The sequence below is a fragment of the Microbispora sp. NPDC049125 genome, from assembly GCF_040802045.1.
Lineage (GTDB): Bacteria > Actinomycetota > Actinomycetes > Streptosporangiales > Streptosporangiaceae > Microbispora.
In genome coordinates this window covers 42,635-60,933 of sequence record NZ_JBEZDW010000042.1, presented here as the reverse complement: position 1 = coordinate 60,933, position 18,299 = coordinate 42,635, and the positions used below count along the sequence as shown (strand labels likewise).

The following is an 18,299-nucleotide window of genomic DNA, read 5'->3' as shown; positions in this document are numbered from 1 at the left end:
TTGCCAGGCCTTTGCCGGGCAGTCGGAACGGTCATGAGACTGAGCATGACGTCCGATCTGTGGTGGAAGAACGCGGTCGTGTACTGCCTGGACATCGAGACGTACGCCGACGGCAACGGCGACGGCATCGGTGACTTCCGTGGGGCGATCCAGCACATCGATCACCTCGACCGGATGGGTGTCACATGCATCTGGCTGATGCCGTTCTTCCCGACCCCGGACCGGGACGACGGTTACGACATCACCGACTTCTACAGCGTCGATCCCCGGCTCGGCACGCTCGGCGAGTTCGTCGAGTTCATGCGGGTGGCCAAGGATCGCGGCATCCGGGTGATCGCCGACCTGGTGGTGAACCACACCTCCGACGAGCATCCGTGGTTCAAGGACGCCCGCTCCAGCAGGGACTCGCGTTACCGCGACTGGTACATCTGGTCGGACAAGCCCGAGCCCGACGACCCCAAGGGCGTGGTGTTCCCCGACAAGGAGAACAGCCTGTGGGAGCTGGACGAGAAGACGGGCCAGTACTACTTCCACCGGTTCTACCGTTTCCAGCCCGACCTGAACACCGCCAATCCCGAGGTGCAGGACGAGATCTCCAGGATCCTCGGCTTCTGGATGGAGCTGGGGCTGTCGGGATTCCGGGTCGACGCGGTCCCGTTCCTGGTCGAGCAGGTGGGTGACCAGGGGAACGGCGACAAGCTGCCCGACCCGCACGAGTTCTTCGCCGCCCTGCGCGCCTTCCTGAGCCGCCGGGACGGCAGCGCCATACTGCTCGGCGAGGTCAACCTCCCCTACGACGACCTGATGAAGTACTTCGGCAGGGATCTCGGCGACGAGGTCACGATGTGCTTCGACTTCATCGGCATGCAGCGCATGTACCTCTCGCTGGCGCGCGGGGACGCCCGGCCGCTCGCCGACGCCCTGCGCGAGCGCCCCCGGCCGCCGAAGGACAGCCAGTGGGCGACGTTCGTGCGCAACCACGACGAGCTGACGCTCGACAAGCTCAGCGAGCCGGAGCGCGGCGAGATCTTCTCGGCCTTCGGCCCCGACAAGGACATGCAGCTCTACGGCCGCGGGCTGCGCCGGCGCCTGCCCACGATGCTCGGCGGCGACATCGACCGGATCAAGATGGTCTACAGTCTGCTGTTCTCCCTGCCGGGCACGCCGGTGCTCTTCTACGGCGAGGAGATCGGCATGGGGGAGAACCTGGAGCTGGAGGGCCGCATGGCCGTCCGGACGCCGATGCAGTGGACCCCCAACCGCAACGGCGGCTTCAGCGACGCCGACCCGGCGAAGGTGCGGATCGCCATGCCCCAGGGGGAGTACGGCCCCGAGCGGGTCAACGTGAGCAGCCAGGAGCGGGACCCCGACTCCCTCATGCTGTGGATCACCCGGCTGATCCGGCACTACCGGGACTGCGCGGAGTTCGCCTGGGGCGACTACACCGTGCTCGACCCGGGGGTCGAGTCGGTCCTCGCCCACCGGGCCGACGCCGAGGGCGAGACCGTGGTCGCCGTGCACAACTTCAGCGATCAGGAGACCGAGGTCGAGCTCACCCTCGAAGGGCTCGACTCCACCAAGGTGCTGACCGACCTGCTGGTGGACGGGACGATCAAGGTGTCCGACGAGGGCCGTGCGCGGTTCACGCTCGGCAGGTACGGCTGCCGCTGGTTCCGCGCCTCCACTCCCGAGACGGCCCCCGCCGACTCCGGGGACGCCGGCTAGTGCGGTTTCCACATACGTTCGCCGGTGTTGCGGGCGTTTGATCGTGTTTGCCGGCAGGTCGGCGATCCGCGCCAACGGAACGGACGAGTTCTGGTTCCTCGTCAACCGGACGTCCGCCCCGGTCGACGTGCCCGGTGAGGGCCCGTCGGCGCCTCGGGAGGTGCGGGTGCCGCGCCGGCCCAGCGCCAGGCCAGGACGGCGATAAGTGCGGTGGCGGAGATCTCGACGACGCTGTAGGCGATGTAGTAGCCCGTCGGCGGTCCCACGGTCAGCGACCAGATCTGCACCAGGGTCATCACGGTTCCCGCTCCGACGTTGGTCCAGCGGTTCGGGCCGTACGGGGCCAGGAAGGAGACGAGGGTCGCGGCGATCGGGATCTCCATCAGGGCCGCCGCCGACAGCAGGAAGCCGGGGGCGACCTCCATCGGGTTGACCTCAGCGGGATCCATGAGGCCGAGGATGTCGCAGTAGAGGTAGTTGAACATGACGAAGATCCATAAAGCGGACAGTGTGTTCTTCACGGCGCCGAAGCTAATCGCGGGCTGCCGGGCGGTGCTTCCCTCCCGGGAGCCGATCGCGATTCACTCCTGTGGGCGAGGACAAAAGGGGCGATCGGGCGCGACGATGGGCGGGTGACCTCCCTGCTGGACGTACGCGCCGTCCGGGTGCTGCTGTGGGCGCTCATCCGGGTGGCCACCGCGCCGGTCGCGCTCGTCCTGATCGTGGTCAGGGCGCTGCGCCCGTTCGTCGCGCTGGTCCTGCTGCTCGTCGCGCTGTTCCCCAGGACGTTCGGCGACCAGGACGTCGAGGTCTCCTGGCAGGAAGGGCTGGTCTGCGTCGCCGTCATGGGGCTGATGCTGCTGCCGCTGCGCCGCGTCCTGGCCTCTCTCGCCGCCTGGCACCTGCGGCTGTCCGCCCGCCTGCTGGGGCCCGGGCCGGGCGAGCTGGCGCTGGCCCGCGCCCAGGAGCAGCTCCGGATCGACCAGGAGCTGCACGACAGTATCGGCCACATGCTGTCGATGATCGTCGTTCAGGCCGGCGCCGGCGCGCACGTCTTCGACCACGACCCCGGCTTCGCCCGCCAGGCGCTCGCCACGATCGAGCAGCGCGGCCGGGCCGCCCTCGGCGAGCTGGACCGGATCATCTCCGGCATCCAGGGCCACGCGCCTCTGCCCGGCGGCGACGACCCGGCCGCCCTGACCGCGCTGATCGACGGTGCGCGCGAGGCCGGGATGGCGGTGACCGCGTCGATCGAGGCGACCGGCCTGCCGCCCGCGATCGGGCGCGGGGTGCACCGGATCGTCCAGGAGGCGCTGACCAACGCGGCCAAGCACGCCCCCGGCTCCCCGGTCACCGTGGAGGTCGGCACCGGCTCCGGCGCGGTGACGATCCGCGTGGTGAACGCCTTCGACGGCCCCGCCTTCCCGGGGCACGGGCACGGCCTGGCCTCTATCCGCGACCGGGTGAGCCTGCTGGGCGGCACGGCCGCCATCGGCCCCGCGGCCGGCGAGTTCACCGTGCGGGCCGTCCTGCCGCTGGAGTCCTGATGCGGATCGCGATCGTCGACGACGACCCCTTGGTGCGGATCGGCCTGCGCGCCATCCTGTCCAGCGAGCCCGACTGGGAGGTGAGCGCCGAAGCCGGCGACGGCCGGGCCGCGCTCGCCCTCACCGGCGGCCCCCTGCCCCCCGACGTCGTCCTGATGGACATCCGGATGCCCGGCATGGACGGCCTGGAGGCCACCCGCCGCATCACCGTCGCAGAGGACGCTCCCCGCGTCCTGGTGCTGACCACGTTCGAGGTCGACGCGTACGTCTTCGACGCACTTCGAGCGGGTGCGAGCGGTTTCGTACTGAAAAGGGTGCCGCCGAAGGAGCTGATCGAAGCCGTCCGCGTCGTCGCCTCGGGCGAGTCACTGGTCTTCCCCGCATCGACTCGCTGCGTCATCGAACGCTTCGCCGTACGAACCGGGAGACCTCTGCCGGAGCTGTCGGAACGCGAACGGGACGTCCTCCGGTCGCTGGCGCGCGGGCGGTCCAACGCGGAGATCGCCGGCGAGCTGTTCCTGTCGGTGCAGACGGTGAAGTCGCACGTGGCGTCGGTCCTGTTCAAGCTGGGCGTACGGGACCGGACCCAGGCGGTGATCGCCGCTTACGAGACAGGGTTCGTGGTGGCGGGAACGGGTCGATGAGCGTCAAGCCCGGACCGACCGGGCCGGATCGACCAGCCCGGAAGAACAAGCGCGGAAGAACAAGCGCGGAAGAACGCCCTGATGGATGAGGCGTGACCGCTTCGCGAGATGCCGCCGGCCCTGACGTCCCTGGGGGACGACGGCCGAGATGATCGGGCATCGCACCTAGGCGCGGCCTAGGGGTCGCCTCAGGGCATGGTCCGGTAGATCTCCGATGGGACGGTTCCCAGCCCGCCGCCACAGTGATGGCCATGGGGATATTGCTTGGATATGTCGTATTGGCGGCGGGCATGTGCGGGATGGTGATCCTGCATCTCGTGGCGGGTCTCAACCCGCTGAGGCACATGATCAGTGAGTACGCCTTCGCGTCGCACGGCTGGCTGCTGCCCGCCTCGCTGGCATTGGTCGCCGCCGGCTCCGCCACGCTCGCCGTGGGGCTGGCGAGGCGCGACCGGCGTGCCGCGCTGCTGGTCGGGCTGTGGAGCTGCTGCCTGCTGCTGGTCGCCGGGTTCCCCACCGACCGCCCCGGCATGTCGTTGTCCATGTCCGGAGGCATCCACCGTTACGCGGCGTTCGTCGCCTTCCTCAGCGTGCCGCTGGGCGGCCTGCTGCTGTACCGGCGCACCGGTTCCCTCCTGGCCCGGCTGTTCAGCTTGATCGCGCTGGGGTCGCTCGTCCTGGTGGTCCTGCCGTACGTGTGCGGGGCGCTGGGGCTCGACCCGGGGTTGGTGCCGGCCGGGCTCACCCAGCGCATGACGGTGGTGTCCGACGTGGTCGCCCTGATCGCGATGGCCGCGTCAGCCGCCGCAGGCTCCGTACGTGAACGTTCCGGCCCGGACCTTGTAGGAGTCTCGCACCTTCACCCCGCCGGTCTCCGTGTCGACCTCCAGGACGGTGACGTGGTCTCCCGACCCGCCGGTGGCCATGATGTGGAGGGTCACCTGGTGGTCACCGGTCCAGTCCACCATGTCCGGCAGGGTGCCGCCGGGGAGCTTGAAGCGCACCGAGCCGACGACCTGGTCGGTGACCATGTCATACAGCTTGAGCACCGGCTTGCGGGCGGACCCCGTCACGAACGCGACCGTGCGGTCGTCGGAGGACAGCGCGCGGGGGAGGTTGTTGGCCACCACCTGGGGAGGGACGACACGGGCGATCTCCTCGCCGCGCAGGTCGTAGGCGATCAGCTCGGTCGTGTTGTCGCCGGCGAGCTTGGTCACCAGAAGGGCGGATCCGTCGCCGCTGAAGCCCTCGATCTCGTCGGCCGCGGGGATGTCCCCGTTCTCACGGGGGTTGGAGACGTCGAAGACGCGGGCGCGCCAGTCGGCGTCGTCGCCGGTGTACTCGACCGCCAGGTGCCGGCCGTCCTGGGAGAGCCGCAGGTCGGCCTCGTCCGTGCCGACGCCCTTCGGCAGCGCGTTCTTCGGCATGACGTGCACCGGGCCGTGCGTCTCGCGGACGACGATCCGGCCGTCGGAGCGGCGGAAGTAGGCGACGGCCCCGCCGTTCCCGCTGACCGTGATCGGCGCGGCGACCGCGCGGACGGTCTTGCCCTTGGCGTCGTGCGCCCGCACCTGCGCGTCCTTCAGCGTGACATGTGTGCCGTCGTGGAGGTCGAGCCGCCAGGATCCGCAGGGGATCGAACCGGACTCCTTGTCCTCGCACCCCTTGACGGAGACGTAGCGGATGGAGCCGTGGGCCCGCGCGTGGGCCTGCGTGCCGGCCCCCGCCCGAGCTTGAACGCCGGCCTGAACGCCGGCCTGAGTGCCGGCCTGCGCGGGGGAGGGCACGGCCGTGGCCGCCCCCGCCGCCGTCAGAGCCGCGAGGGTGAGGCCTCCCAGCCGTCCCTTCATGGACGGGGTCGTGTGCCGCATGACGATCTCCATCTGTCTCGTTATGTCGTCAGGCATTAGACCCGGCACACCGCGCTTCGGTTGATTACATGTCGGCATCGGCCGCGGGACGGCCGAGAGCTTCCAGGGCGTCCTCGACCGCGCGGTGGAAGGTGGGGTAGGCGTACATCATGTGCCGCAGCCGCGCCACGGGGATCTCGTTCTGCACGGCGACGACGAGTAAGCCGAGCACCTCGCCCCCGGCAGGCCCGGCGCTGACCGCGCCCGCGAGCACGCCGCGGCGGCGGTCCTCGACCAGCTTGACGAAGCCGTCGTTGCCCGCCTTGTGGATCCAGCCGCGGGCCGACTCCGCGACGGGCGCGAAACCCACGCGGACGTCGAGGCCCCGGTCGCGCGCCTGCTCCTCGGTCAGCCCGACCGAGGCGATCTCGGGGTCGGTGAACGTCACCTGGGGGACGGCGCGATAGTCGGCGGCCGGCCCGTCCTCCCCGAGAATGTCGCGGGCGGCGATCCGGCCCTGATAGGCGGCGACGTGGGTGTAGGCGCCACGGCCGGTGACGTCGCCCACCGCCCAGATCCCCTCGGCGGCCCTCATCCGGCCGTCGACCTCCACGAACGCGGCCGACTCGTCGAGACCGGCGGCCGCGGCCCCCACGGCCTCCAGATCGGTGCGGCGGCCGGTGGCGACGAGGAGATTCGCCGCCTTGAGCACCGGCCCGCCGTCGAGGGACAGCGCGAAGCCGTCACCGTCGTGCTCCGCCTTGGCGGCGGTCACCCCCGTGTGGACGCCGACGCCCTCCCCGGCGAACACGCGGGCCAGCAGTTCGCCCGCCTCCGGCTCCTCCTGCGGCAGCAGGCGCGCGGCGCCCTCGACCACGGTCACCTCGGCGCCGAACCTGGCGAACACCTGCGCGAACTCGCATCCGACGGCGCCGCCGCCCAGCACGATCAGTGACGGCGGCACCCGCTCGGCCGCGACCGCCTCGCGGTTGGTCCAGTACGGCGTGCCGGCCAGCCCGTCGATGGGCGGGATCGCGGGCGCGGTGCTGGTGGCGATGACGATGCCACGCCGTCCGCGCAGCACCCGGCCGTCCACCGTGACCTCTCCCGGCCCGGTGATCCTCCCGCGGCCGCGGACGATGTGGACGCCCTTCCTCTCGTACAGCTCCGCCTTGGCCGTGTCGTTCCAGCCGTCGGTGGCCTCACCGCTGACCCGGCGGGCCACCGGCGCCCAGTCGGGGGACACGCGGGCCGATCCCGCCATCCCCGGGACGCGCCGCGCCTCGGCCAGGAGGCCGGCGGCGCGGATCATCATCTTGGACGGCACGCAGCCCCAGAAGGCGCACTCGCCGCCGATCAGGCCGGCCTCGACTCCCGCGACGTCGAGGCCCGCCTCCGCCAGCCGCCCCGCGACGTTCTCCCCGCCGGGGCCCATCCCGAGCACCACGATGTCGTAGTCGTCCCCGTGGTTCGAGGGAGTGTGTCCCCTGCTGTCTGTGACCATGCCCCTTACCTGCCCACGCGCGGGCGTCCCGCACGGGACGGCACCCCCTGCGGACAGCGGAAGGGACCGGCCCACGGAGGACCGGTCCCTTCCGGCGGCCCGCACGGCGGGCGTTGTCCGCGCACGCGGGTCAGAGCAGAATCCGCGGCTCAGAGCAAGGTACGCCGGTCAGAGCAAGGTACGCCGGTCAGAGCAGGGTTCGCCGCTCAGAGCAGCCCGAGCGCCCGTACGGCGTCGCGCTCCTCGACCAGCTCGTTCACCGAGCGGTCGATCCGCTCGCGCGAGAACGCGTCGATCTCCAGGCCCTGGACGATCTCCCACGACCCGTTCCTCGACACGACGGGGAAGGAGGAGATGAGCCCCTCCGGCACGCCGTAGGAGCCGTCGGAGACGATGGCGGCGGAGGTCCAGTCGCCCTCGGGGGTGCCGCGCACCCAGTCGTGCACGTGGTCGATGGCGGCGTTGGCGGCGGAGGCGGCCGAGGAGGCGCCGCGCGCCTCGATGATCGCCGCGCCGCGCTTGGCCACGGTCGGGATGAAGGTGTCGCGCAGCCACTCCTCCTCGACCTGCTCGGCGGCGATCTTCCCGCCGACCTCGGCGTGGAAGAGGTCCGGGTACTGGGTGGCCGAGTGGTTGCCCCAGATCGTCAGCTTGCTGATCTCCGCGACCGGGACCTGGAGCTTGGCCGCGAGCTGGGACAGGGCGCGGTTGTGGTCGAGCCGGGTCATCGCGGTGAACCGGTCCGCCGGGACGTCCGGGGCGGCCGACCTGGCGATGAGGGCGTTGGTGTTGGCCGGGTTGCCCACGACCAGCACGCGGATGTCGTCGGCCGCGTGCTCGTTGATGGCCCTGCCCTGAGGGCCGAAGATGCCGCCGTTGGCCTCGAGCAGGTCGCCGCGCTCCATTCCCGCCGTGCGGGGGCGGGCGCCGACGAGCAGGGCGACGTTCGCGCCGTCGAAGGCCTGTGCCGGGTCGTCGGAGATCTCGATGCCCCGCAGCAGCGGGAACGCGCAGTCGTCCAGCTCCATCGCGGTGCCCTCGGCCGCCTTCACCGCCTGCGGGATCTCGAGCAGGCTCAGCGTGACGGGGGTGTCCGTCCCCAGCAGCTGGCCAGAGGCGATGCGGAAGAGCAGCGCGTAACCGATCTGGCCGGCCGCGCCGGTCACGGTCACTTTGACGGTCATGACGGTCCCCATTCGAGATATGTGTGACTTACGGATGTTACCCGCCAGGGCCCCCGGATCGCGGACCGGCCGGGCGTGGTGCCGGCGGTCATCGGCGGCCCCGGCGGTGTCGGTGGAGCCGCCGTTGCCCGGTGAAGCCGTCCGTTTAGGCGGCCACGCCTTCCGGCGCCGAGAGTCAGGGCGGCCGGGACGTGAGACGGGCGAAGCCGCCACGAGTCATCGGATGTTAACGCGTCCATGCGCACGTCGGAGGGGATGAAAGCGGGGTGGCGCCCGTAATTTCGCGCAGCCTCGAGAGGGCGGAATGAAGATCAAGAAAAGGCGTTTCCGATGATTCGCGGTGAAACTTTCACGAAACAACCACGGGTACCCGGCCGTAACACGGCGACGGAAGCGCTGCTCGGAGGGGGGAGCGGCGTACCTGGGAAGATCCAGGCGAAGTTGCCTCTTGACCTGTCCCTGTACGGCGCCAGAGGTCATGCCTATGGTCTGTGGGAGCGCTCCCAAGCGCAATCATCATCGCCAGGAGGACCTTCGCAATGAGATCCACCCCCCGAGCCGGAGCCGCGCGCTCCCTGGTGCGCCGCGGCACGGTCGCGGCGGCCGTGCTCGCGCTCGGCTCCACGATGGCCGTGGCCGCCGCCACATCGGCGAGCGCCGCGGTCTCGTGCAAAGTCGTCTATGACGTCAATCAGTGGCAGGGCGGCTTCACCGCCAACGTCACCCTCCAGAACCTGGGCGACCCGGTCAACGGGTGGTCCCTCGCGTTCACTTTCCCCAACAGCAGCCAGAAGGTCAGCCAGGGATGGTCGGCCAACTGGAGCCAGTCGGGCAGCAATGTTACGGCGGCGAACCTGGACTGGAACAAGTCGCTGGCCACCGGGGCATCGGTGAACCTCGGCTTCAACGGCGCCTGGTCGGGCAGCAACCCGTCACCGACCGCCTTCAAGCTGAACGGCGTCACCTGCAACGGCCCCGGCCCGACGCAGAGCCCGTCGCCGTCGCCGTCGCCGTCTCCGTCGCCCTCTCCGTCTCCATCTCCTTCCCCCTCGCCCTCTCCGTCTCCGTCTCCGTCGCCTTCGCCGTCGCCGTCGCCGTCTCCGTCGGGGACGCCTCAGCCGGGTGTCCACGTGGACAACCCCTACGCCGGCGCGACGGGCTACGTGAACCCCGAGTGGAAGGCCAGGGCCCAGGCCGAGCCGGGCGGGTCGAGGGTCGCCAACACCTCGACCGCCATCTGGCTGGACCGCATCGCGGCCATCGCGGGCAGCTCGAGCTCCATGGGCCTCAAGGCGCACCTGGACGCGGCCGTCACGCAGGACGCGGCCAACGGCTCCGCCCCGCTGACGGTCGAGGTCGTCATCTACGACCTTCCCAACCGCGACTGCTCGGCGCTCGCCTCCAACGGTGAGCTGCTCATCGCGCAGAACGGTCTCAACCGGTACAAGAGCGAGTACATCGACGTGATCGCCGGCATCATGGCGGACTCCAAGTACTCCAACCTGCGGATCGTCACGATCATCGAGCCCGACTCGCTGCCCAACCTGATCACGAACACGAACAGCTTCCCCAAGTGCCAGGAGGCGCAGTCCAGCGGCGCCTACATCCAGGGTGTCCAGTACGCCCTGAACAAGCTGCACGCGATGAAGAACGTCTACACCTACATCGACGCGGCGCACCACGCCTGGCTCGGCTGGGACTCTAACTTCAACCCGGCCGTGAACATGTTCTACTCGATGGCCACCGGAACCACGGCCGGAGTCGACAGTGTGGACGGCTTCATCGTCAACACCGCCAACTACTCGGCCGTCACCGAGCCGTACTTCACGATCAACACGACCGTGGGCGGCCAGTCGGTGCGGCAGTCGAAGTGGGTCGACTGGAACTACTACGTCGACGAGCAGTCCTTCGCCACGGCCCTGCGCAACGCGCTGGTCGCCAAGGGCTTCAGGTCCGGCCTGGGCATGCTGATCGACACCTCCCGCAACGGCTGGGGCGGTTCGGCCCGGCCGAGCGGGCCCAGCACCTCCACCAATGTCGACACCTTCGTCAACGAGTCGAAGATCGACCGCCGTAACCACGCCGGCAACTGGTGCAACCAGTCCGGTGCCGGCCTCGGCGAGCGTCCCAGGGCCAACCCGGCCGCGGGCTTCGACGCCTATGTCTGGATCAAGCCTCCGGGTGAGTCCGACGGCGCGAGCGAGCAGATCCCGAACGACGAGGGCAAGGGCGCCGACCCGATGTGCGACCCGGCGTACAACGGCAACAGCCTGAACGGCAACAACCCGACCCACGCTCTGCCCAACGCCCCACTGTCGGGCAAGTGGTTCTCCGCGCAGTTCCAGCAGCTCATGCAGAACGCGTACCCGCCGCTCTCGTAAGACCGCACCACAAGCATCACCGCACGGCATGAAGGAAACGGGCCCTGCCGCCACCGGCGGCAGGGCCCGTCCCTGTTCTTGTTGGTCGCTCTGGTTGTCCGGTCGTGCCTGGCGCCGGTCCTGCTAGGCGCCGGAGGCGGTGGCATCGGGTCAGGCGTAGTGATCGGAACGGCCGGATCGGGTCAGCTTGAGCACGACCGACACGATCAGCGCGAGGGCGCCGATGATCAGCAGCCACTTCAGCGCGCCGAAGATGAGGCCGATCACCGAGCCGAGCACGAAGAACCCGACGATGACGAGTGCCGCGATGAGGAGAATTCGTCCCATGCCCTTCACGGTACGGGCCGTCCGCCCCGCGCTACCAGGGAGGACGGCCAAGTTCAGGGCCGTATCAGGGACATCTCAGGGTGCGGTGAGGGCCGGTGTGCGGAGCGGCCTGACACAGGGCTATTCAGTCGTTGGCGTGCAGGGCGGCGTTGAGCTCGATGCCCCTGCCGTCCCTGGCGACGGCCTCGACCGTGCCGTTCGTGGAGTTGCGGCGAAGCAGGAGCCCTGACTTTCCGGACAGCTCGCGGGCCTTCACCACGGCGCCGTCGGGCATGACGACCTTGGTCCCGGCCGTGACGTACAGCCCGGCCTCCACCACGCAGTCGTCGCCAAGGGAGATGCCGATCCCCGAGTTGGCCCCGAGCAGGCACCGCTCGCCCACCGAGACGACCTCCTTGCCGCCTCCGGACAGCGTGCCCATGATCGAGGCGCCGCCGCCCACGTCGGACCCGTCGCCCACGACGACGCCGGCGGAGATGCGGCCCTCCACCATCGAGACGCCGAGCGTGCCCGCGTTGTAGTTGACGAAGCCCTCGTGCATGACGGTGGTGCCGCTCGCCAGGTGAGCGCCGAGCCGTACGCGGTCGGCGTCGGCGATCCGCACCCCCGCGGGCAGCACGTAGTCGACCATCCGGGGGAACTTGTCGACGCCGTAGACCGTCACCGGGCCACGGGCGCGCAGCCGCAGCCGCACCTCCTCGAAGCCCTCCACCCGGCACGGCCCGTGGTTGGTCCACACGACGTTGGCCAGCAGGCCGAAGATCCCGTCGAGGTTCAGCCCGTGCGGCCGGACCAGCCGGGCGGACAGCAGGTGCAGCCGGAGGTACACGTCGTGGGCGTCCACGGGCGGGTCCGACAGGCGAGCGATGCCCGTGCGCACCGCGACGACCTCCACCCCGCGGGCGGGGTCGGGCCCGGTCAGCGCCGCCAGCTCCTCGTCGAGGCCGGCGGCGAGCCGCTCGGTGCCCGCCGCGGCGGGCTCCCCGAGCTCGGGAGAGGGAAACCAGGTGTCGAGGACCGTGCCGTCGGAGGCGATCGTCGCCAGGCCGATGCCGTGCGCGCCCGAGGTCGTGGGGTCGATGGCTGTCATGTCCCCAAAGGTTATCCTCCCCGGAGGAAGACGCCGCCCCGGTCCGCACCCACGGCGCCGCCCGGTCAAGGGCCTTCCGCGCCGGCCCGCCGTCCCGTCCGGCTTGGGACCCGCGCCCACTCCGCCGCCCCTCCGTGCCGCTTCACCGGGGTCTGACAGGCGAGTTGACCGTGAGGCGGATCGATCTCTGACCCCCTATCCGGAAATGTCTAGCTTTCATGCCCGATCAGTAGGTTTTTCATGTTGACTGGTTAAACGTGAAGATTGCGGGGACAACATCATCCCGGCACGGCCGTGTCCTCGATCTCGCCCGCAACCAGGATCGGCCAGGTGGCGCGCCTCGGTGACGACGGCCGGAGCCTGCGGGGGGATCTCGGAACCGGCGGGCGGGCGGCGGAACAGCCGCCCGCGTACACGCCGATGGAGGGGCGAATGATCGACGTGCAGGCGTATGCCCAGCGGTGTTTCCGGGGGGTCACCTCCGACCGGCTGGGCGTGGAGCTGGAGTTCCTGGTTTACGACGCGGAGGCTCCCACCCGGCCGGTGCCCGTCGAGCGGATCGCCGCCCTGCTCCCGCCCTTACCCGGGGACAGCCGCGTCACGTTCGAGCCCGGCGGGCAGCTGGAGCTGTCCGCGCCGCCGGAGGTCCTGCCGGCCGCCGTCGCGCGTCTGGTCGCCGACGTCGGTGTCGTACGGCGGGCACTGGGCGGGGCGGGCCTGGTCCTCGGCTCGACCGGTCTCGACCACCTGAGGCCCCCCGTCCGCCAGCTTCACGAGCCCCGGTACGACGCGATGGCGGCCTTCCTCGGCACTCCGTACGGGGCGGCCATGATGTGCTCGACCGCGTCCATCCAGGTGAACCTCGACTTCGGCGACGACCCGGTGGCCCGATGGCGGCGGGCCCACGCGCTCGGCCCGGTGCTCGTGGCGGCCTTCGCCAACTCGCCGGCCGAGGGATGGATGTCCGGCCGCCAGGAGGTCTGGAGCCACCTCGACCCCAGCAGGACCGCCCCGGTGGACGCGGGCGGCGACCCGGCCGCCGACTGGGCGCGTTACCTGCTCGACGCCCGCCTCATGATGACCAGGCAGGACGGCGACGGCTTCCGGCCCGTGCCCGGCCGCGCCGCGTTCCGCGACTTCGCCCGGGTGGCCGGGCGGGAGCCGGAGGAGGCCGACCTGGCCTACCACGCCACCACGCTCTTCCCGCCCGTACGGCCCCGCGGCTGGCTGGAGATCCGCTATCTCGACGCCCAGGGGCCGGACGACTGGCCCGTCTGCGCCGCCGTCGTCCACGCCCTCGTCACCGACGACCGCGCCGGCTCGGCCGCCATGGCGGCGGCGGAGCCGGTGATCGGCCGATGGGAGGACGCCGCCCGCCTCGGGCTGGCCGACCCCGCCCTGCGGCGGGCGGCCCGCGCCTGCTTCCTGGCGGCGGCCGAGGCGCTGCCCCGGCTGGGTGCCGAGCCCTGGCTGGTCGGCCGGGTCTCCGCCTTCGCCTCCCGGCACATCGAACCCGGCCGTTCGCCGGCCGCCGATCTGATGGAGGAGATGTTCGCGTGACCGAACTGCGCGATCTGCGAGACGTGACCGTCCTGAAGGAGAGGATCGCGGCGGAGCTCGCCGCCGTACGGGACCGATCCCTGTCGTACACCGACCTGGACGACGAGATGCTCGTCAGCCAGCACTCGCCGCTGATGTCGCCGCTGGTGTGGGACCTGGCCCATGTAGGCAACTACGAGGAGCTGTGGGTCCTGCGTGAGGTGGGCGGGATCACCCCGCTGCGCCCGGAGATCGACGAGCTCTACGACGCGTTCAAGTACCCGCGCCGGGACCGGCCCTCCCTGCCGCTCCTCGGCCCCGGCGAGGCCAGGCGCTACATCTCCGGCGTACGCGGCCGGGTCCTCGACGTGCTCGACGCGGCGGACTTCGACGACCGGGACCCGCTGCGGGCCGGGGGCTTCGTGTTCGGTCTCGTCCTGCAGCACGAGCACCAGCACGACGAGACCATGCTCGCCACCCTGCAGCTCTCGCGGCAGCCGGGCCTGATCCGCGAGGGCGAGCTGCCGCCCGGCCGATCGCCGCATCTCGCCTCGGCCCCCGCCGAGGTCTTCATCCCCGGCGGGATCTTCACCATGGGCACCAGCTCGCATCCCTGGGCGTACGACAACGAGCGGCCGGCCCACCGCAGGTTCCTCCCGAGCTACTGGATCGACCGGTTCCCCGTGACCAACGGCGCGTACGCCGCGTTCGTCGACGACGGCGGATACCGCGAGCCACGGTGGTGGCTGCCCCAGGGCTGGGAGTGGGTTGAGCGCACCGGCGTCGAGGCGCCCCTGTTCTGGACGAAGGACGGGGACGCCTGGTGGCGGATCCGGTTCGGCCGCGAGGAGCCCGTGCCGCTGGACGAGCCGGTGCAGCACGTCTCCTGGTACGAGGCCGACGCCTACGCCCGGTGGGCGGGCAAGCGGCTGCCGACCGAGGCGGAGTGGGAGAAGGCCTGCGGCGGCCACACCTACCCGTGGGGCGACGGCGAACCGGCTCTCGACCAGGCCAACCTGGGCCACCGGGCGGCCCGGCCGGCGCCGATCGGGGCGTTCCCCGCGGGGGCCGGCCCGTACGGCGTCGAGCAGCTCGTCGGCGACGTGTGGGAGTGGACCGACTCCTGGTTCCAGCCCTATCCGGGGTTCCGGAGCTTCCCGTACAAGGAGTACAGCGAGGTCTTCTTCGGGGAGAGCTACCGGGTGCTGCGCGGCGGCTCCTGGGCCACCCACCCCTCTGCCGTCCGGACGACCTTCCGAAACTGGGACTACCCGATCCGGCGCCAGATCTTCGCCGGCTTCCGCTGCGCCCGATCGGAGGAGTGAATGTGCCGCCACGCGGCCTGGCTGGGACCGGTCCGGCCTGTCTCCTCGCTGGTCTCCGAGCCGGAGCACGGCCTGCTCCGCCAGTCGTACGCGCCCCGGATGCAGCGTTACGGGGCCGTCAACGCAGACGGCTTCGGCATCGGGTGGTACGACGGGGCGCGCGAGGAGCCGGTCCGCTACCGCCGGGCGATCCCCATCTGGGCCGACGCGAACCTGCCCGCCCTCGCCGAGGTGGCGCGGTCGGCGTGCCTGATGGCGGCCGTACGGTCGGCCACCGTCGGCATGCCCATCGAGGAGACCGCCACGGCGCCGTTCGCCGACGGACGGTGGCTGCTCAGCCACAACGGCCGGGTGCGCCGGGAGGCGGTCCGGGAGATGGCGTCCGATCCGCAGAGCCTGTGCGACTCGGCCTGGCTCGCCTCGGCCGTGTTCGCCCGGCTGCGTGCCGGCGACCCCCTCGGCGAGGCCCTGACCTCGGTGGTCGGCCGGGCTGGGAAGGAGGATCCCGAGGCCCGGCTCAACCTGCTCGTCACCGGCGGCGACCGGCTCGCCGCCGTCGCCTGGGGCGACACCCTCTTCACCCATCTCGCCGAGGGGGTGCTCGTCGCCAGCGAGCCGCTGGACGACCGGCCCGGGTGGCAGGCCGTCCCCGACCGCACTCTCCTTCTCGCGTCTCCCGACGGAGTGCTCGTGACACCCATCGACTGAGGAGCGACCCATGACAGTGACCGACCACCTCGACGGCGCCTACCTGCGACAGGCCCTGGAGCAGGACGTCCGCACCGGGCTCACCTCGTCGCCCAAGTGGCTGCCCCCGAAATGGTTCTACGACGCGGCGGGCAGCGAGCTGTTCTCCGAGATCACCCGGCTCGCCGAGTACTACCCCACCCGCCGCGAGCTCGACATCCTGCGCCGCCACGCCATCGAGATCGCGCGACTGAGCCGGGCCGACACCCTGGTCGAGCTGGGCTCGGGCACCAGCGAGAAGACCGTGCTGCTGCTCGACGCGCTCGCGGCCATGGGGACGTTACGGGCCTACACGCCCGTCGACGTCGACGCCGTCACGCTGGAGGCCGCCGCCGCCCGCCTCGCCGCCCGCTATCCGCGGCTGGACGTACGGCCGGTCCGCGCCGACTTCGAGCGCCATCTGTCGCTGCTGCCCAGGACGGGCCGCCGGCTGGTCGCCTTCCTCGGCGGGACCATCGGCAACCTCCCTCCCGCGGCCAGGGAGGTCTTCCTCAAGGAACTGCGCGCCACCCTGCGCCCGGGGGACACGCTGCTGCTCGGCACCGACCTCGTGAAGGACCGCGGCCGCCTCGTGGCCGCGTACGACGACGCCCTGGGCGTGACGGCGGCGTTCAACCGCAACGTCCTGCATGTCATCAACCGGGAGCTGGACGCGGACTTCCCGCCCGAGGCGTTCCAGCACGTCGCCCTGTACGACGAGGACAACGAGTGGATCGAGATGCGCCTGCGGGCCACCCGGCCCATGCGGGTCGGGATCCGCGCGCTCGGCCTGGACATCTCCTTCGACGACGGCGAGGAGATGCGCACGGAGATCAGCGCCAAGTTCCGCCACGAGGGCGTCGCGGACGAGCTGGCCAAGGCGGGCTTCTCGGTCACCCGCTGGCTCACCGACCCCGCGGGCGACTTCGCGCTCACCCTGGCCTCGCCCCGCCCCTCCGCGAGAGCCTGAGGCGCCCAGCCGGGTCAGACCGTGGAGAGGGGGAGGCGGACGACGAAGCGGGCGCCCTTGGGGGAGTCCTCGACGCGCAGGCTGCCCTGATGGGCGGTGACGATGGCGCGGGAGATGGCCAGGCCGAGACCGGTGCCCTTGGGGTCGCGGCGGTGGCCGTCGCAGAGCCGTACGAAGGGCTCGAAGACGCGCTCGCGGTCTTCGGGGGCGATGCCGTCGCCGTCGTCGAGCACCGTCACCACGGCCTGGCCGTCCACGGGCTCGGCGATGACCCGCACGCCGGTGTGCGCGTGGCGCTGCGCGTTGACCAGGAGGTTGGTCAGCACGCCGATGAGCTGCACCCGGTTGCCGAGGACCTTGAGATCACCACTGGCGTGCGCCTCCACCGGCACGCCACGGGTGCCGGCCGCCTCCTCCAGCACCAGCGCGCCCAGGTCGACCGGCTCGGGCGCGGTCGCGGTGGCGGCGCCGATCCGGGCCATCGCCAGGAGGTCGTCGATGATCGCCTGCATCCGGTCGGTGACGTCCAGCGCGGAGCGGACGGTCTCGCGGGCGTCGACGTCGTCGGGGTAGAGCATCGCCTCTTCGAGCTGGGCGCGCAGGCCGGCGAGAGGCGACTTGATCTCGTGGGAGACGACCGACACGAAGTGGCGCTGGTGCCCGACCGCCTTGTCCAGCCGGTCGAGGGTCTCGTTCGCCGTGCGGGCGAGCTGGGCGATCTCGTCGTCCCCGGGCGGCTGCGGCACGCGCAGGCTGAGGTCGCTCACGCTGATCTGGGACATCTTGGTGCGGATGGCGGTCACCGGGCGCAGGGTCCGGCCGACCACGACCCAGTTGGCCCAGGTGCACAGACCGGTCAGGAGGAGCACCGCGGCGCCGATGGACACATCCAGGTCGTGGCCGGCCAGGACCGACGGCAGCGAACGTCCGGCGTAGACGGCGTGGGGCTCGCCGTCCCAGATCAGACGGGTCGCCAGCGGAGGGACCCGGACGGCCGTGAACATGACGCATCCGTCGCGGGGCGTGCACCGCGTCAGGAACTGGAACCGGTCGGAGGGGGGCGGCAGGGCCGGGCTCAGTGGCGGCAGGGCCGCTCCCTTGGCGTTCGCCGCCACCACCCTTCCCTGAGAGTCGACGAGCTGGAGCACGCCCATGGAGGGGGGTGGATCGAGGGACGCGCCGGGCCGCATCCTCGCGATCCAGTCGGTCGCCGTCTTCTGCGTCTCGATGGCGAAGTGATCCTGGATCTTGGTTCTGATGGCGTAGTCGGCGCCCATGCCGATCAGTGTGAGCAGGATCAGCAGCATGAACGCCGACAACAGCGTGGAGCGGGACCGGATCGAGCGCGGAGGCCACGGGAACGGCGGTCGACCGGCGGCCATGGTCCCCTCCTCCTCTGCGGCGTTTTTCACCTCCACCCGGGGAATTGTATGCCACAGCGTCCGTTTGATGACGATATGCGTGGTTTGTGGTGATTGTTATGACTG

The 18,299-nt window shown here is 71.0% G+C and carries 15 protein-coding genes and 1 pseudogene; 9 read left to right on the top strand and 7 right to left on the bottom strand.

Annotated elements, in window-relative coordinates:
* Positions 1–45: 45 nt before the first annotated feature.
* The gene (locus AB0B72_RS34060; protein ID WP_367743492.1) at positions 46–1,725 is read left to right on the top strand and encodes an alpha-amylase family protein; all 1,680 of its coding nucleotides are present in this window, start codon (positions 46–48) and stop codon (positions 1,723–1,725) included.
* 101 nt (positions 1,726–1,826) lie between these two features.
* Here the strand turns inward: AB0B72_RS34060 and AB0B72_RS34055 are convergent, their stop codons facing one another.
* Complete coding sequence (locus tag AB0B72_RS34055) at positions 1,827–2,246, bottom strand: DUF6326 family protein (protein WP_367743491.1); 420 nt, start codon at positions 2,244–2,246, stop codon at positions 1,827–1,829.
* 111 nt (positions 2,247–2,357) lie between these two features.
* Here AB0B72_RS34055 and AB0B72_RS34050 point away from each other — a divergent pair, with 111 nt between their 5' ends.
* From AB0B72_RS34050 to AB0B72_RS34040, 3 genes and pseudogenes are all read left to right on the top strand, one after another.
* Positions 2,358–3,272 carry a sensor histidine kinase gene (locus AB0B72_RS34050; RefSeq protein ID WP_367743490.1) on the top strand — a complete coding sequence of 305 codons (915 nt, stop codon included), beginning with the start codon at positions 2,358–2,360 and terminating at the stop codon, positions 3,270–3,272.
* Positions 3,272–3,916, top strand: coding sequence for a response regulator (locus AB0B72_RS34045; protein ID WP_367743489.1), 645 nt, complete (start codon positions 3,272–3,274; stop codon positions 3,914–3,916). Before AB0B72_RS34050 ends, AB0B72_RS34045 begins: the two co-directional genes overlap by 1 nt.
* Before the next feature lie 245 nt (positions 3,917–4,161).
* Positions 4,162–4,653: pseudogene (locus AB0B72_RS34040) on the top strand (DUF998 domain-containing protein); the annotation flags it as partial.
* A 60-nt stretch (positions 4,654–4,713) separates the two neighbouring features.
* Here the strand turns inward: AB0B72_RS34040 and AB0B72_RS34035 are convergent.
* The 3 genes from AB0B72_RS34035 to AB0B72_RS34025 form a co-directional block, all read right to left on the bottom strand.
* Positions 4,714–5,787 carry a hypothetical protein gene (locus AB0B72_RS34035; RefSeq protein ID WP_367743487.1) on the bottom strand — a complete coding sequence of 358 codons (1,074 nt, stop codon included), beginning with the start codon at positions 5,785–5,787 and terminating at the stop codon, positions 4,714–4,716.
* Positions 5,788–5,851: 64 nt separating this feature from the next.
* Positions 5,852–7,270 (bottom strand): NAD(P)/FAD-dependent oxidoreductase, encoded by a 1,419-nt coding sequence (locus AB0B72_RS34030; RefSeq protein WP_367743486.1) that lies wholly within the window; start codon positions 7,268–7,270, stop codon positions 5,852–5,854.
* Positions 7,271–7,476: 206 nt separating this feature from the next.
* A complete protein-coding gene (locus tag AB0B72_RS34025; protein ID WP_367743485.1) occupies positions 7,477–8,454 on the bottom strand; it encodes a malate dehydrogenase in 978 nt (325 codons plus the stop codon).
* 539 nt (positions 8,455–8,993) lie between these two features.
* On the opposite strand from AB0B72_RS34025, the gene AB0B72_RS34020 reads away from it, so the two are divergent.
* Entirely contained in the window at positions 8,994–10,835 is a 1,842-nt protein-coding gene (locus tag AB0B72_RS34020; protein WP_367743484.1) for a glycoside hydrolase family 6 protein, read from the top strand.
* A 150-nt stretch (positions 10,836–10,985) separates the two neighbouring features.
* On the opposite strand, the gene AB0B72_RS34015 is transcribed toward AB0B72_RS34020, so the two are convergent.
* Entirely contained in the window at positions 10,986–11,162 is a 177-nt protein-coding gene (locus tag AB0B72_RS34015) for a hypothetical protein (protein ID WP_367743483.1), read from the bottom strand.
* Between the two features lie 124 nt (positions 11,163–11,286).
* Positions 11,287–12,252 (bottom strand): 2,3,4,5-tetrahydropyridine-2,6-dicarboxylate N-succinyltransferase, encoded by a 966-nt coding sequence (dapD, locus tag AB0B72_RS34010; protein ID WP_367743482.1) that lies wholly within the window; start codon positions 12,250–12,252, stop codon positions 11,287–11,289.
* A 330-nt stretch (positions 12,253–12,582) separates the two neighbouring features.
* On the opposite strand from dapD, the gene AB0B72_RS34005 reads away from it, so the two are divergent.
* Genes AB0B72_RS34005 through egtD form a run of 4 tightly spaced genes read left to right on the top strand, consistent with a single transcriptional unit; the run spans position 12,583 to position 16,812 of the window.
* The gene (locus tag AB0B72_RS34005) at positions 12,583–13,812 is read left to right on the top strand and encodes a glutamate-cysteine ligase family protein (RefSeq protein ID WP_367743481.1); all 1,230 of its coding nucleotides are present in this window, start codon (positions 12,583–12,585) and stop codon (positions 13,810–13,812) included.
* Entirely contained in the window at positions 13,809–15,116 is a 1,308-nt protein-coding gene (gene egtB, locus AB0B72_RS34000) for an ergothioneine biosynthesis protein EgtB (protein WP_367743480.1), read from the top strand. The genes AB0B72_RS34005 and egtB overlap by 4 nt, the downstream gene beginning before the upstream one ends.
* The gene (egtC, locus tag AB0B72_RS33995; protein WP_367743478.1) at positions 15,117–15,824 is read left to right on the top strand and encodes an ergothioneine biosynthesis protein EgtC; all 708 of its coding nucleotides are present in this window, start codon (positions 15,117–15,119) and stop codon (positions 15,822–15,824) included.
* A 10-nt stretch (positions 15,825–15,834) separates the two neighbouring features.
* Positions 15,835–16,812, top strand: coding sequence for an L-histidine N(alpha)-methyltransferase (egtD, locus tag AB0B72_RS33990; protein ID WP_367743476.1), 978 nt, complete (start codon positions 15,835–15,837; stop codon positions 16,810–16,812).
* 14 nt (positions 16,813–16,826) lie between these two features.
* Here the strand turns inward: egtD and AB0B72_RS33985 are convergent, their stop codons facing one another.
* Positions 16,827–18,230 (bottom strand): sensor histidine kinase, encoded by a 1,404-nt coding sequence (locus AB0B72_RS33985; protein ID WP_367743475.1) that lies wholly within the window; start codon positions 18,228–18,230, stop codon positions 16,827–16,829.
* Between the last annotated feature and the right edge of the window lie 69 nt (positions 18,231–18,299).